Genomic DNA, 14,009 nt, shown 5'->3' on the forward strand with positions numbered 1-14,009 from the left:
ATCCCGGAGCAACAACGCCTGTTCGGGGCTCGCAAGTCACGCCATGTGCGAGGGGCCGTTCGCTGCTAGCCCTCAGCGGAGTGTTAACTCGTGGCCGTGACGCTGGGGCAACAGTCCGCGTGAAGCTTGGCTATATGCTGGTCGCATGTTGAGCGTCGACGAGGCACGTGCGCGGATCTTGCGCAGCGCGGCTCCACTGCCAATCGAGCGAGTGCCATTGCAGCTGGCGCTCGGGAGGGTCCTCGCAGAGGACGTGAGATCCACCTCGCCGCTGCCCGCCTTCAACTACAGCGCGATGGATGGCTTCGCTCTGGAAGCCGAGGCTTGTGAAGGAGCTGGTCCGTGGGAACTCCCTGTGGTGGGGGAGAGTCGCACCGGTCATCCCCCGCCCGAATGGGTCAAGGGGACCGCATGCCGCATCTTTACGGGTGCCGCGATTCCGCGCGGAGCAACCGCCGTGTTGCTCCAGGAAAACGTGTTGGATGATGCGGGTCAGCCCGTGGCGAGCGCGCGAGGACTCGCATCCATCCGCTTCGCGCATCGTCCGACGGTTGGTGAACACATGCGTCTCGCTGGCGAGGACCTACCACAGGGTGCGGTGGGCCTGGTGCAGGGGTCCCGCGTTGGGTCACTCCAGCTCGGGCTGCTTGCCGCGCTCGATCGCGGGTCGGTGCTCGTCTCGACGCGACCTCGAGTGCTCATCTTGAACACCGGTGACGAGCTGCGTGAGCCGGGTTCCCCGGCGCTCTCGCCCACCAGCATCCCTGAGTCGAACTCCGTGGTGCTGGCTGCCCTCGCTCGTTCGGTGGGCGCGGAGGTCAGTGTGGCGCCTCTCGCGCGGGATGATCTCGAGACTACTCGCATCGCGTTGACTGCTGCTCTGCAACACTGCGACGTGCTGGTCACCGTCGGGGGCGTTTCCGTGGGAGATCACGACCTGGTCAAGCCGGCGCTAGAGGCGGCGGGCGTTGAACTGGACTTCTGGAAGGTGCGAATGAAGCCCGGCAAGCCCCTGGTGTACGGGCGAGCCGGCGCGACCCACGTCCTCGGGCTGCCTGGCAACCCGATGAGCGCGCAAATCACCTTCATGCTGTTCGGCTTGCCACTGCTGCGCGCTCTGCAGGCCAAGCGCGACTGCTTGCCGCGCAGCTTCGAACTCAAGTTGCTGGCGCCGCTTCGCCAAAAGGCCGGCCGTCGCGGCTTCTATCCTGCGAAGTGGGAACCCGGCGGTTTGGTACCGCTCGGAAACAAAGCCTCCGGCAACACGCTGGGCCTCGCCAGCGCCGACGTGCTGGTGGTCATGCCAGAGGATCTCGAGGAGCTGCCTGTCGGGCACATCGTGGAGGCGCTTGACCTCGGTGGTGTCTGATGAGGTGTGGGTCGGGATCTTCGTCGGTGGCCAGTCGCGACGCATGGGCGGCTTCCCTAAAGGGCTGCTCGAGCTGCCGGGCGGTGGCAGGCTCATCGAGCGACTGATCGCAGAGGTGGGGCGCGCGCTGCCAGCGGCGCCCATTCGACTCGTAGGCTCTCATGCGGCCTATGCGTTCCTCGGCCTCGAGGCGATCCCGGATGACCCGCCGGGTATCGGCCCCCTCGGCGGCTTCCTTGGCTTGCTGCGAACGGCTCGGGGACGAGGAGTCACTCACCTCGTGGTGTTGAGCTGTGATCTGCCCTTCGTTACGTCGGAGTTGATCGAACGTCTGGTCGCCTTCTCTCCCAGTGCAGCCGTGGTCGCACCCGTCGACCGCCTCGATGGGTTTGGGGGGGAGGCGCGCTGGCAGCCCTTCTTTGGGTATTACCGTGTGGAACCATCCCTGGTGGCGGCCGAGGCACTGCTCGCCACGGGCGCGCGCTCTCTGCAGCGCCTATTCGAGCACATCGAGGCTCCTCTGGAGCTACCGCTCAGCGACGAGGAGCGCGCCCAGCTGCGAGACTGGGACACCCCAGAGCAAGTGAACAGCTAGCGTCGCTCGGGAGGCGGGACGCGCGCGTCTTCCCAGCCGACCCAGTACGGACCTTCCTTCCCGTGTTCACGTTTCCACACGGGTACTCGCTCCTTGATGCGGTCGATCAGCTCTCGGCCGGCTTGAAAGGCTTCTGCGCGGTGCGGTGAACTCGCAGCGCAAAGGATTGCGGTGTCGCCGACCTGGAGCTTCCCGATGCGATGTACCGCCGCCAAGCGGGTGCCGGGGATTTCAGCTTCGAGCTCGCTGATGATGCGGCGCATTTCCGCGATGGCCATGCTCACGTACGCTTCGTACTCCAGCAGCGTCACGTCTTGACCTGCGTTGTGATCACGCACGTCGCCGATGAAGAGCGCTACGGCGCCTGCTTCGGGGCGCTTCACCGCGGCGAGCACCTCCTCGACCGAGAGAGTGCTTTCTCGCACATCGCATAGCCGGTCGGGTTTCGTCTCGGCTTGGGGCGACGCCTGTTCTGTAGCCTGAGTCGTGTGCCAGCCAGTGCGAGGCTTGGCCTCTGGCGCTTGGTAGTCGCCGCTCCTGCCGCCGGTCTTCTCGAGCAGTCGAGTTGGACCAATCTGCATCCCGCGGTCGAATGCTTTCAGCATGTCGTAGACGGTGAGCGCTGCGGTGTTGGCCGCCACCAACGCTTCCATCTCAACGCCGGTACGATCCGTGGTCTCCACCAGAGCCTCGATCAACACGCGCGGTTCCACTGCCGAGAGCTCGAGCTGAATCTCGATCTTGGTTAGCGCCAAAGGGTGGCAGAGCGGGATGAGCTCCGAGGTGCGCTTCGCCGCCATGATGCCGGCGACGCGTGCGGTGCCGAGCACGTCTCCTTTGGGGGCATCTGCGCGCTTCAGGCGCGTGAACGCCTCTTCGTTCATGCGCACTTCGCTCAGGGCTACCGCGCGGCGCTTCGTCGCCTGCTTTGCTCCGACGTCGATCATGCGGACACCGCCACCAGGGCTGACGTGGGTCGACGTCGCGCTGTGTCCGACGATCTCATTCCACACACGCTCGAGGCGAGTCAGCTTCTCGGATCCATCTCGGAGCCCGGCGCGCTCCGCGACCTTGCAGAGCGTGTAGCGATCCAACGGGCTCAGGCTCTGCCAGAGTTTGTCAGGTAAGCTGCCTTGTTCCGAGAACGCCTCCCTCGCATGCTCAGGCGCGCGCTCAGAGTCGGGTTCCTCGACTGGTGCAGTCAGGGGTGTCGGCGTGGGTGTGGCGAGTTGGGCCAGGCGCGTAGTCTCCGCCACATCGGGGTGATCGGAGGATCCTAGCTCGATCAAATGGCGCCGCGTGGTTAGCGGGAGGCTACGCCAGGCTTCCAGGCTCAGTTTGAGCGCTGCGCGGTCCAAAGCGCGCCGCGCCGCCATTGGCACTAGATGAAGTGACTCGCCTACCTCGTCAAAAGCGTAGATGCGCACCCGCCGAGCTTACTCTAGATTGAGCGTCATGCAGATCGCGCGAGGGTGGCACCGCGGCGTTGCCTTGAGTGCACTGCCTTTCGTGCTCAGCGCTGGTGTCACCGCATGTTCTCCGAAGGCGACCGAGGCAGCTCCCGGCTCTGGCGAGTGCAGCCTGAGCCTGGGCACCACGGCTCCAAAGCTCGAGGCTCCCATCGCCTGGGAGGCACCGGAGTCACGCATCACCGCCGAGCTCGAGCTCGGTACGGCTCTCCTCGGACGCGAGCTCGAGAAGCAGGTGCCGCGGCGCCTGGCCGATGTCAGGGGACAGTCAATCGGCGCCGCTGGCGAGCTGACTTACCGTGTGGAAAGAAGCGGCTTCGCGCTAGGGCTCCAAGGGGAGCGCTTGGTGGTGAGCACCCCGGTGACTGCCAACGTAGAAGTGTGCAAGAGCCTCGGACCTATCTGCGTGACCTACGGCAGCTGTCAGCCTCAGATGCGGGCTGACGTGAGCCTGCCCCTGGTGGTCGACGGCCAATACCGACTTGGGCCGAGCAACGTGAAGGTCAACGTCGCGCGCGGCTGCGTACTTCAGCCTATCGGCCTGGATCAGTCGTCGCAGGTCTACAAAGCCGCACGGCAACAAGAGGCCAAGGTCAAGTCGCGCATCGATGGGTCCTTACCGAAGATCCGCGATGACGTTGCTCAGGTATGGCGCCTGCTACACATGCCGGTTTCCATCGACAACACGCTGTGCCTGCGCATCGAGCCCACGGGAGTCGCGCAGCAGAAGCCCAAGCTGAAGAACGACAACGGTCAGCAGCTCCTGTCCACTCGCCTCGCAGTGATGGGTAAGGTCAAGGTCGAAGATCCGTGCACCGACCCTCACAAGGCAAGTCCAGAGACGCCACTTCCGGCGCCCGAGCTGAAAGACGAACTGCCGCAAGACGTAGACCTCGAGGTGCCGCTCTTCATCGACTGGAGTAGCGTGTCGGCTCAGCTGTCCCGTGGCCTGACGACCGCGCCGGTGAAGAGCGATGCCGGTAGCGTGAGTATCGCCAAGGTCGAAGCTCGCCCCACGTCGGTGGGAAGGAAGTCCCGCGTGGCGCTGGAGCTGACGCTGTCTGGGGTGGCCTGTGGCTCCTCGTGGTTCCTTGCGGAAGTGAAAGAGGACGCCCAGCGCAAGGTGTTGGTGCTCTCCGGTGTTCAAGCGCTGAACCCGGGTGTGCTGCCGGCGGCCCTCGAGCAGGCGCTCGCCAGCGCCCTCAGCGGGCGCGCTAGTATCGACTTGCCGGTCGACCTGAGCGCCGCGCCCGAGACGCTGGAGGGGTTGGTCAAGCGCCTCACCACGGACCTGCCGCCGCCGATTCAGCTGGATCTCAAGGTTCAAGAGGCCCACGTCAGCGTCGTCGTCGCGCAGAACGAGGGTTTGGTTCCAGTCGTTAGCGTGGGCGGCCACGCGAAGCTCTGGGCGCGCTAGCTTGCACGCCGCCTTGGGTGACTCTATGTCTCCCCGGTGGCGAGTGACGGCAAGCATCTGCCCCTCTACGGCGAAGCACCTCGCGATCCCTCTCTCGAGGCCGCGGGGTCTGTGGAGGACACGAGTGACGCCGCCCCCCCATTGGATCGCTTTCGGCGGTCGCTTTCAGACCTGCGCATCTCGGTCACCGATCGCTGCAACTTCCGCTGCACGTACTGCATGCCGCGGGACAAGTTCGGCCCCGACTTTCCCTTTCTGTCTCGCAGCGACCTCTTGAGCTACGAAGAGATCACACGGGTCGCTGGGGTGTTCGTCGACTTGGGGGTGCGAAAGCTGCGCATCACGGGCGGGGAGCCGCTGTTACGCCGCGACCTGCCCAAGCTGATCGAGCAGTTGAGGCTGCTTGACCAACGGCAGCCTCACCCCCAACCCCTGGATCTGGCGCTGACGACCAACGGAGTGCTGCTGCCGCGTCTGGCGCACGAGCTCAAGGCGGCGGGGCTCGACCGCGTGACGGTCTCGTTAGATAGCCTCGACCAGGCAGAGTTCGCACGCATGAGCGACAGTCGTTACCGTGTGGAAGAAGTGCTGGACGGCATCCGGGCGGCAGAGCAAGCGGGGCTTGGGCCCATCAAGGTCAACGCAGTGGTGCGCAAGGGGCACAACGAAGCGGCCATTGTCGACTTGGCGCGTCACTTCCGGGGCAGTGGAGCCATCGTGCGCTACATCGAGTTCATGGATGTCGGCACCAGCAACGACTGGCAGCTGACGGACGTGGTGAGCGCGAAGGAAATCGTGGAGCGTATCGACGCTCAGTTCCCCCTCGAGGCAGCGGAGGCTAATTACCCCGGGGAAGTAGCGTCGCGCTATCGATATCGTGACGGCCAGGGAGAGGTGGGAGTCATCGCTTCGGTGACGCAGCCGTTTTGTGGCGCGTGCTCTCGGGCGCGCCTCTCGTCGGAGGGCAAGCTCTATACTTGCTTGTTTTCCGGGGTGAGCCGCGATTTGAAGGCGCTGCTGCGCTCCGGGGCCAGCGACGCACAGCTCGCGGCACAAGTACGCGGCATCTGGCGTAACCGCGCGGATAGATACTCAGAGCTGCGTGGTGACGCGACGGCGCGGCTCCCCAAGGTGGAGATGAGCCACATCGGCGGTTGAGCCGCCTCTACTACCCGCGCCGCTTCTTCTTTTTCTTCACACGCAGCACCGCCACTGGGCCCTCCATCTTGCGCTTGCTGACGGGGCCGCTGTGCTCACGTGCGCGCTCGCGTGCGAGCTCCATGAAGCGATACTGGCTGCGCACCGTGGGCTTGCCATCGGCTCCTGCGGGGCGCACTCGGCGGTAGCGCCCGGCTGGCTCGAGGAGCCAGCCCTTGGTGTCGTCGGAGCGCATCGTCTCGAGGATTTCCGTGATGATGCGCTTCTTCAGCCGCGGATCGAGGATGGGGAACATGACCTCGACACGGCGCTCGAAGTTGCGCGGCATCCAGTCGGCACTGGCGCAGAAGACCTCGGGTTCCCCCGCGTTCTCGAAGTAGAAGACGCGGGCGTGCTCCAAGAAGCGGTCGATCACCGCGTGGACCCGGATGTTCTCGCTCACCGACGGCACCCCGGGGCGCAAGCAACAGATGCCGCGGATCAACAGATCGATCTGCACGCCGGCGCGCGAAGCCGCGTAGAGCCCGGCGACGACGTCTGGATCCACGAGCGCGTTCATCTTGGCCACGATGCGCGCCGGCTTGCCCGCTGCGGCGTTGCGCGACTCACGCTCGATGAGCCCAAGCACTGCCTCCTTGAGTCCAAGGGGGGCGACCAATAGCTGCTTCCAACCTTCGGGTGCGCTGTAGCCCGTCAGCAGGTTGAAGAGCGCGGTGGCGTCCTCCGCGATGTCTTCCCGTGTGGTAAATATCGAGAGGTCTTCGTAGAGCTTTGCGGTCTGCTGGTTGTAGTTGCCCGTCGCGAGGTGCACGTAGCGCTGGAGGCCATTCTTTTCCTGGCGCACGACCATCAGCACCTTGGCGTGCAGCTTGAGACCAACCAGGCCATACATCACGTTCACGCCGGAGCGCTCGAGTGCTCGAGCCCACTGGATGTTGCTCTCCTCGTCGAAGCGCGCCTTGAGCTCCACCAGCGCCGTGACTTGCTTGCCAAGCTCTGCGGCGCGCTGCAGCGCACGCACCAGTGGCGACTCACCGCCTGAGCGGTAGAGCGTCTGCTTGATCGCCAAGACCTGGGGGTCTTCCGCCGCTCGGATCAGGAAGTCCACCACCGCCTCGAACGACTCGTAGGGGTGATGCAGCAACAAGTCGCCATCCCGGATTGTCGCGAAGATGTCCTCACTGTCCCGCAGCGGCGGCACGTATTGAGGCGAAAACGGCTCGTCCCGGAATTGCTTCGGCGCCTCTCCGTCGACCAGCGCTCCCAAGTCGCCCAAGTGCAGCGGTGGCTCGACCAAGTAGACATCCCGCTTTGCGTCGAGCTTGAGCTGGCGGCACAACCAGCGCACTGCCGAACGTGGCACGTTGTTCGTCAGCGTGAGGCGCACGGCTTCCCCGCGTTCCCGGCGTCGCAACTCCGCCTGCATGGTGAGCAGCAGATCTTCGCCTTCGTCGTCGTCGATCTCGATGTCGAAGTTTCGGGTTACGCGAAACGCGAAATGCCCTTCGACTTTCATGCGTGGAAAGAGCGACTGAACGTGGCGCTGGATCAGCGACTCCAAGGTGACGAACGCGCGCTCGAAGCCCTGGGCGCGCACCTCGAGCAGGCGCGGCAAGCTCGTCGGGACCTGGACCAGCCCTGTACGCGGGCCTGATTGCTCGTCGCCTTCGAACAACACGCCGAGGTTGATCGCCTTGTTGCGCACGTGGGGAAACGGGTGCACCGGGTCGATGGCGATCGGTGTCAGCACCGGGTAGATGTTGCGCACAAAGTGCTTGTCGATGCGCGCCTGCTCATCGGGACTCAGGGTGCTCAGCTCGACCAATGCGCGCCCGGCTTCGGCCAGCGCGGGCTTCACCATCGTGGTCCAGATCAAGTCCCGCTCCGCCATCAGCTCGTGGGCGCGCGTCGAGATGATCTCGAGCTGCTCATCAGGCGTCCGCCCATCGGGCGGAGGTTCGTCGATTTCTTGCGAGCGCTGCGCTTGCAGTCCGGCGACGCGCACCATGAAGAACTCGTCCAGGTTGCTGCCGAAGATCGACAGGAACTTGAAACGCTCGAACAGCGGTACCTGATCGTTCTTTGCCTCCTCCAGCACGCGAGCGTTGAACTCCAACCACGAGAGTTCGCGGTTGATGTACAGGCTCGGATCATCGAGGGACGGGACTTCGGGTGCGGGGAGTTCAGACATCGAGGCAGGCAGTGCCACCACCAGTTCGGGGGAATCGGAGTTCACGGAGTGGTCTCTCTCGTGGTCTAGCGTTGGGGAGCCGCTGACCGACGCGCCAATGGGCGGAGCCTGAGTAAAGCACAGCCTCCCGCGTAGCGAACACCGCTTGACCCGATGGAGCCGCAACGCTTGTGGTGTTTTCTTCGACTAACACGCCGCGCCAGCTGGCCGGAGGCTGAGGTAAGCTTCACCCATGCGGGACTCGCGCTCGACTTTCCTGCTGGCCGTTGGAGTAACGGTCATGTGCGTTTCTTGTAACGGGTCGGACCCCGAAGTCGTTGGCAAACCGACGCTGGATGCCGGAGTCGACGCCACGGCTCCCCAGGACGCATCGATGGACGGAGCGCGTCCAGAGGCTGGTACCGACGCCTCCGCGGACGCCGAATCCGACGCGCCGATTGCGCCAGTGCGCGTAGGTGTGGAGCCCGAGGCTCGCCAAGGGGACGAAGAGCCGGCGACGGCGCTGCAGATCGCTCAACTCGAGAGCTTCTCCGCAGGCTCTCGTGCGGTGAGCATCGACGTGCGCTGGGATGAGCTCGTGACGGAGCAACTCGAACTCAAGACCGGGGCACTGGCCGATTTGGCCGCGAGGATTCAACTCGTCCGCGGCGCGGGGGCGAGGCTCTCGCTTTGCCTCGCGTTGGTCGAGCGTGCGGTCGATGCTCGACCCGCCAACGGCCTCGCGTGGAACAGTAGCAGCATGCAGAGTGCTGCGCGGCGCGTCGTCGACGCGGTGCTCGAACTCACCGGGGATGAACTCAGGTTTCTTAGTTTGGGTCTCGAGTCCGATCGTTACTTCCGTGCACTGCCCCAGTTCCTGCGCGCGGGCTTCGTCGACGCCATGCAGGGTGTGCTCGACTACGCGCGCGCTCATCCATCACTACCGCCCGCGGCCAAGGTCGGTGTTGGTGTGACTTCCAACGGCTGGAGTGGCAGCTCGTCTGCCTTTGCCTCGTGGATACGTAACAGCGACGCCCTGATCGTCTCCCACGTCCCGTTGGACGAGAACCTCCAGGCGGAGGCTCCGTCGCTGATCGTGGGGGACCTGGATGCGATGTATGATAACCTTGTGGAAATAAAAGACGGCGCGCCCCTCGTGCCCATCGTGCTCCATCGCGTCGGGTATCCATCGGCGAGCGAAGTGGCAGCCAGCGAAGACCAACAGCGAACGTTCTTCTCTGCGCTCTTCCAAGCGCTCCAAGGGCGCCGCTCGCGTTTCCCGTTCGTTGGCGTGTATGGCTTGAACGACCCTGAGCCTCAGCGCTGCTCTGACTTTCGACTGACCCTGGGCGCCGACGCCCTATCGCACCCAGAGCGCGCGGAGGCTGCCTATTGTTCCCTGGGCCTGCACTCGCGTACTGGTGTGGCCAAACCCGCCTGGACGGAGGTGCTCGCGGGGATGGCCACTTTCGCCAGTCCCTGAGGCCGCAGCAGCTCTACGAGGAACTCGTGACGCACTGCTCTGTCGCTCACTTACTGCCCTGTCGCCCACTTGCTGCGTTGTCGAGGCGCTCGACAGCCTCGTGGCGGCAGGCCCCCGCGGTGGGAGCATGAGTGGGAGCAAAGTGGGAGCATGCCCGCGCTTTGAAAGGCTTTGAAACGCCGTTGGGCGGTAGTAGCGTGTGAAGAGTCGCCGTCCTCCGTTCGCACCGCGCACCGGATTCGGCGACATGCGGCGCGCGCCGCGAGCTCGGGAGCGACCCGAGACCATCAACAGCCTGGAAGAGAGCACCGAGGGGAATAGATGAGCGAATCTACGAACACCAGCATGGTCGCCCAGATTGCCGCCATGCAGGACTACGAGCTCTATCGTGACCTGTCGTGGGAAGGCAGCTTCGAGGACTACCTCAAGATCGTCCGCGAGCGCCCCCAGGTGACACGCAACGCGTTCCAGCGCGTGTACGACATGGTGATTTCGTACGGAACCGAAGAGTACATCGACAACAAGAAGAAGTTGGTTCGCTACAACTTCTTCCGCGACGAAGTCGATCAGGGCAAGGACGCGGTCTTTGGTCTCGACATCCCGCTGATGCGCTTGATGAACGTGCTCAAGGCCGCGTCGCAGAACTACGGCCCAGAGAAGCGCGTCATTCTCCTTCACGGCCCCGTTGGCTCGAGCAAATCGACCATCGCGCGCATGTTGAAGAAGGGCCTGGAGGCTTACTCGCGGGCGCCAGACGGTGCGCTCTACACCTTCCGTTGGGTGAATCTCGGCAGCACCGGGCTAGCTGGCGTTGACGAGACGGAGTTCCCGTCTCCAATGCACGAGGAGCCCTTGCGGCTGATCCCGCGTGAGTGGCGCACCGAAGCGATCCGTCGCCTCGGTCTCGGCAATGATCGTTACCGCGTTCGCGTCGATGGTGACTTGGATCCCGCGAGCCGCTTTATCTTCAAGGAGCTCATGCACCGTTACAACGGTGACTGGAGCAAGATGGTCGCGGAGCATGTGCGCGTCACACGCATGATCCTGAGCGAGCAAGACCGCGTCGGGATCGGCACCTTCCAGCCGAAGGACGAGAAGAACCAGGATTCGACCGAACTCACCGGCGATATCAACTACCGCAAGATTGCCGTCTATGGCTCCGACTCGGATCCGCGCGCCTTCAACTTCGACGGCGAGTTCAACGTGGCGAACCGTGGCATCGTCGAGTTCGTCGAGGTGCTCAAGCTGGACGTCGCGTTCTTGTACGACCTGCTTGGCGCCTCACAGGAGCACCGGATCAAGCCGAAGAAGTTCGCGCAGACGGACATCGATGAGGTGATCATCGGTCACACGAACGAAGCCGAGTACAAGCGCCTCTTGAACAACGAGTTCATGGAGGCCCTCCGCGACCGCACGATCAAGATCGACATCCCGTACATTACCCGGCTGTCGGACGAGATCCGCATCTACGAAAAGGATTTCTCCGCGGAAAAGGTGCGAGGCAAGCACGTCGCGCCACACACCCTCGAGGTCGCCGCGATGTGGGCCGTACTGACGCGCTTGGAGGACCCGAAGAAGCACAACTTGCAGCTGATCCAGAAAATGAAGCTGTACGATGGCAAGGTGCTCCCGGGCTACACCCAGGACACGGTGAAAGAGCTGCGCAAGGAGAGCAAGCGCGAGGGCATGGAAGGCGTCAGCCCCCGCTACGTCCAGGACAAGATCTCCAACGCGCTCGTGAGCGATGCGGGTGAAGGCACCATCAACCCGTTCATGGTGCTGAACGAGCTAGAAAAGGGCCTACACCATCACTCGTTGATCACCAGCGACGAGGAGCGCAAGCGCTACCGGGAGCTGATCGGTGTCGTGAAGCGCGAGTACGAAGACATCGTCAAGAACGAGGTCCAGCGTGCGATCAGCGCCGATGAGGAGGCCATCAACAAGCTGGCCGCCAACTACATCGACAACATCAAGGCCTACACCCTCAAGGAGAAGGTCAAGAACCGCTACACCGGCCAAGATGAAGAGCCCGATGAGCGGCTGATGCGTTCTATCGAAGAGAAGATCGATATCCCGGACAGCCGCAAAGACGATTTCCGAAGGGAAATCATGAACTACATCGGTGCGCGCGCCGTTGAAGGCAAGAAGTTCGATTGGCAGACGAACGACCGCTTGCGCCGTGCCCTGGAACTCAAGCTCTTCGAAGATCAGAAGGACAGCATCAAGCTGAAGACGCTGGTCTCCGCGGTGGTCGACAAGGAGACCCAGGAGAAGATCGACATCATCAAGAGCCGCCTGATGCGCTACTTCGGCTACAACGAAGTCAGCGCCACCGACGTGCTCAACTACGTGGCGTCAATCTTCGCGCGCGGCGACACGAAGGAATAGCGGCGCGTCCGCCGTCCTACGCGCAGTTAGCAGGGTGTTGAAGTAACACCCTGCCAATCAACACCATCCTGCTAGGCCCCGGATTTTGGGGGTGAGGGCAACACTGCTCTCACCCTCGCTGGCTTCCAAGGCTTGGCCAACGCGCCGTCGCTTCAGGCAGGCCTTGCGCTGACACGCGCCTGGGCGAGGAACGCCTGGTACTGTGAACTCAGCGTCGCAGCAGTGATCGCGTTGGCGTTGCCGCTCATGCGCGAGTGCCATCCCGCACGGATACGCTCGTAGGCCGCCTGGTCCAAACCGAAGCCCTGCAGCGCCTGTGCTACCGCTTGCGGTCCGCGGGACTGCGCGTACTCCACCGTGGCCTCGATGAGGGCCAGTCGGTTCAAGTCCACGCCTTCCACCGGGGCGTTGTCTGCTGCTGAGACCTGATATTGCGCAGGCATCGCGGACATCTGGATCTGTGACATGACTCGGCTGGCTGCCATCGCGAAGTCGGGGTTCGCCTGATGGCGCTGGGTGAAGGCACCGAGCACGTCGTCCCACTGCGCCTGGCTCTTCACTCCGTATTTGTTCAGGGTGGCTTGGTGCGCCTCGGGGCCCTGACGCTCGGCTTGATCGATCTCGTGATTCGCTCGCCAGAACGTCTCGTAGTCGTCTGGGTCGATGTTTCCGAACTTGTTCCCGCCGCCAAACAGCGACATCAGCCAATCCAGCATGTTCTCCTCCGTCGTGCTCGTGAAGGTCGAGTGGCTGGCGGTGAATGCCAGCGTCGACCTGCCCGCTGACTCTAGGCAACGGCGGAAGGGCTTGCTTGAGCGCACCTTGAGCAAACCCTGAAGGCTGTTCGGAATCGCCGTGAAGCGTTGTTCTCACCCCCGAACCCGCTTGGAGGGAACAGTCAGCGAGCTGTAGCTCTAGGGCGCTCGCACGCTGGTGCTCCCGAAGAATCTGGTTTCAACCGAGATTCCATGCGAGATTTTTACGTTCGCTCTCCTGGGGTGTCTTCGAAATGGGAGCGGCGATGAAGGGTGCTCGCATCTGGCACAGAGGCTGCACAACTCGATTCGACTCCCACCTGAAGGAGATGACCGATGAAGACCTTCGTTTATGCCTCCGCACTGGTACTCCCGCTCTCCTTGCTCCCGAACTGCAAGAAGGACTCGGAGAGCATGACCCTCGCCGAAGCGAAGCAGGCGCTGGATGAATCTCAGGTAAGCAGCCAGGCGATGAACCTGACTTCGAGCAGCGTTGACATCTCCACCCACTTCACGATCGGAGACGCGGTGGAGGCCGCGGCAGACGAGCTGCGAACTTTTATCCAGAGCCAGCTGCCGTGTGCCGATATCCAGGTCGCCAAGGGTGAGCTCGACGTGACCTACGGGGCGAAGGAAGGCAACTGCACCTATCGTGGTCACACCTACTCCGGCAATCATCACATGACGGTGGTTCGGAATGACGAAGGCGATGTCCAGGTCGACCACGCTTGGACCGCGCTCTCCAACGGAACCGTCGAAGTGAGCGGCAGCGCCACGGTGACCTGGAACTTCGCTGAGGGTGAGCGCCAGGTGAAGCATGAGCTGACGTGGACGCGCTTGTCAGACGGTAAGCAAGGCGTGGGCAGCGGCGATCGAACTCAGAGCGTGCTCGAGGGAGGCCTGTTCGAGGGGATTCAAGTCGATGGATCGCGAGAATGGAAGTCCGACGGTGGGCAGTGGGATCTCGCTATCGACGGAGTCCAGATGCGCTGGGTGGACGCCGTGCCCCAGGCTGGCGCTTATGTATTGAGGACGCCCAAGGGCAAGACGGCGACGCTGTCCTTCGAGCGCGTGGACACCACCAAGATTCAGGTCACCGTGAAGAGCGGAGACAAAAGCTTCGACTTCAACGTGATCACACTGCCGACTGAGTAGAAGTACCAGGAACGCTCGCCTGGAAGATCAGCGTCGTGCCGCCACGCGAT

10 protein-coding genes are annotated in these 14,009 nt (G+C 63.4%); 7 read left to right on the plus strand and 3 right to left on the minus strand.

Features of this window, described 5'->3' with window-relative positions:
* The first annotated feature begins 145 nt into the window (after window positions 1-145).
* Together H6718_35685 and H6718_35690 are read left to right on the plus strand one after the other, a co-directional pair.
* The gene (locus H6718_35685) at window positions 146-1,369 is read left to right on the plus strand and encodes a molybdopterin molybdotransferase MoeA (protein ID MCB9590805.1); all 1,224 of its coding nucleotides are present in this window, start codon (window positions 146-148) and stop codon (window positions 1,367-1,369) included.
* Window positions 1,362-1,964, plus strand: a complete 603-nt coding sequence (locus H6718_35690) for an NTP transferase domain-containing protein (protein ID MCB9590806.1) — start codon at window positions 1,362-1,364, stop codon at window positions 1,962-1,964. Before H6718_35685 ends, H6718_35690 begins: the two co-directional genes overlap by 8 nt.
* Here H6718_35690 and moaC read toward each other — a convergent pair.
* Window positions 1,961-3,391, minus strand: coding sequence for a cyclic pyranopterin monophosphate synthase MoaC (gene moaC, locus H6718_35695; GenBank protein ID MCB9590807.1), 1,431 nt, complete (start codon window positions 3,389-3,391; stop codon window positions 1,961-1,963). The genes H6718_35690 and moaC overlap by 4 nt on opposite strands.
* 28 nt (window positions 3,392-3,419) lie before the next feature.
* Between moaC and H6718_35700 the strand changes: the two genes are divergently transcribed.
* Window positions 3,420-4,850: a DUF4403 family protein gene (locus H6718_35700; protein MCB9590808.1), complete on the plus strand. Its 1,431-nt coding sequence runs from the start codon at window positions 3,420-3,422 to the stop codon at window positions 4,848-4,850.
* 111 nt (window positions 4,851-4,961) lie between these two features.
* Window positions 4,962-6,008: a GTP 3',8-cyclase MoaA gene (gene moaA, locus H6718_35705; protein ID MCB9590809.1), complete on the plus strand. Its 1,047-nt coding sequence runs from the start codon at window positions 4,962-4,964 to the stop codon at window positions 6,006-6,008.
* A gap of 10 nt (window positions 6,009-6,018) precedes the next feature.
* On the opposite strand, the gene ppk1 is transcribed toward moaA, so the two are convergent.
* Entirely contained in the window at window positions 6,019-8,199 is a 2,181-nt protein-coding gene (gene ppk1, locus H6718_35710) for a polyphosphate kinase 1 (protein ID MCB9590810.1), read from the minus strand.
* Window positions 8,200-8,431: 232 nt separating this feature from the next.
* Here ppk1 and H6718_35715 point away from each other — a divergent pair, with 232 nt between their 5' ends.
* Both H6718_35715 and H6718_35720 read left to right on the plus strand, forming a co-directional pair.
* Window positions 8,432-9,661, plus strand: coding sequence for a hypothetical protein (locus tag H6718_35715; protein MCB9590811.1), 1,230 nt, complete (start codon window positions 8,432-8,434; stop codon window positions 9,659-9,661).
* A gap of 321 nt (window positions 9,662-9,982) precedes the next feature.
* A complete protein-coding gene (locus H6718_35720; GenBank protein ID MCB9590812.1) occupies window positions 9,983-12,049 on the plus strand; it encodes a serine protein kinase in 2,067 nt (688 codons plus the stop codon).
* A 152-nt stretch (window positions 12,050-12,201) separates the two neighbouring features.
* Here H6718_35720 and H6718_35725 read toward each other — a convergent pair whose 3' ends face one another.
* Window positions 12,202-12,765 (minus strand): hypothetical protein, encoded by a 564-nt coding sequence (locus tag H6718_35725; protein ID MCB9590813.1) that lies wholly within the window; start codon window positions 12,763-12,765, stop codon window positions 12,202-12,204.
* 375 nt (window positions 12,766-13,140) lie between these two features.
* Here H6718_35725 and H6718_35730 point away from each other — a divergent pair, with 375 nt between their 5' ends.
* Complete coding sequence (locus H6718_35730) at window positions 13,141-13,959, plus strand: hypothetical protein (protein ID MCB9590814.1); 819 nt, start codon at window positions 13,141-13,143, stop codon at window positions 13,957-13,959.
* Window positions 13,960-14,009: the final 50 nt, after the last annotated feature.

The sequence above is a fragment of the Polyangiaceae bacterium genome (assembly GCA_020633205.1).
Lineage (GTDB): Bacteria > Myxococcota_A > Polyangia > Polyangiales > Polyangiaceae > JAHBVY01.

Bases quoted from the DNA above. Each gene is read 5' to 3' on its own strand.
- H6718_35700 (MCB9590808.1), top strand. From the start codon at position 3,420: ATGCAGATCGCGCGAGGGTGGCACCGCGGCGTTGCCTTGAGTGCACTG.
- ppk1 (MCB9590810.1), bottom strand. From the start codon at position 8,199: ATGTCTGAACTCCCCGCACCCGAAGTCCCGTCCCTCGATGATCCGAGC.
- H6718_35715 (MCB9590811.1), top strand. From the start codon at position 8,432: ATGCGGGACTCGCGCTCGACTTTCCTGCTGGCCGTTGGAGTAACGGTC.
- H6718_35685 (MCB9590805.1), top strand. From the start codon at position 146: ATGTTGAGCGTCGACGAGGCACGTGCGCGGATCTTGCGCAGCGCGGCT.
- H6718_35725 (MCB9590813.1), bottom strand. From the start codon at position 12,765: ATGCTGGATTGGCTGATGTCGCTGTTTGGCGGCGGGAACAAGTTCGGA.
- H6718_35730 (MCB9590814.1), top strand. From the start codon at position 13,141: ATGAAGACCTTCGTTTATGCCTCCGCACTGGTACTCCCGCTCTCCTTG.
- H6718_35720 (MCB9590812.1), top strand. From the start codon at position 9,983: ATGAGCGAATCTACGAACACCAGCATGGTCGCCCAGATTGCCGCCATG.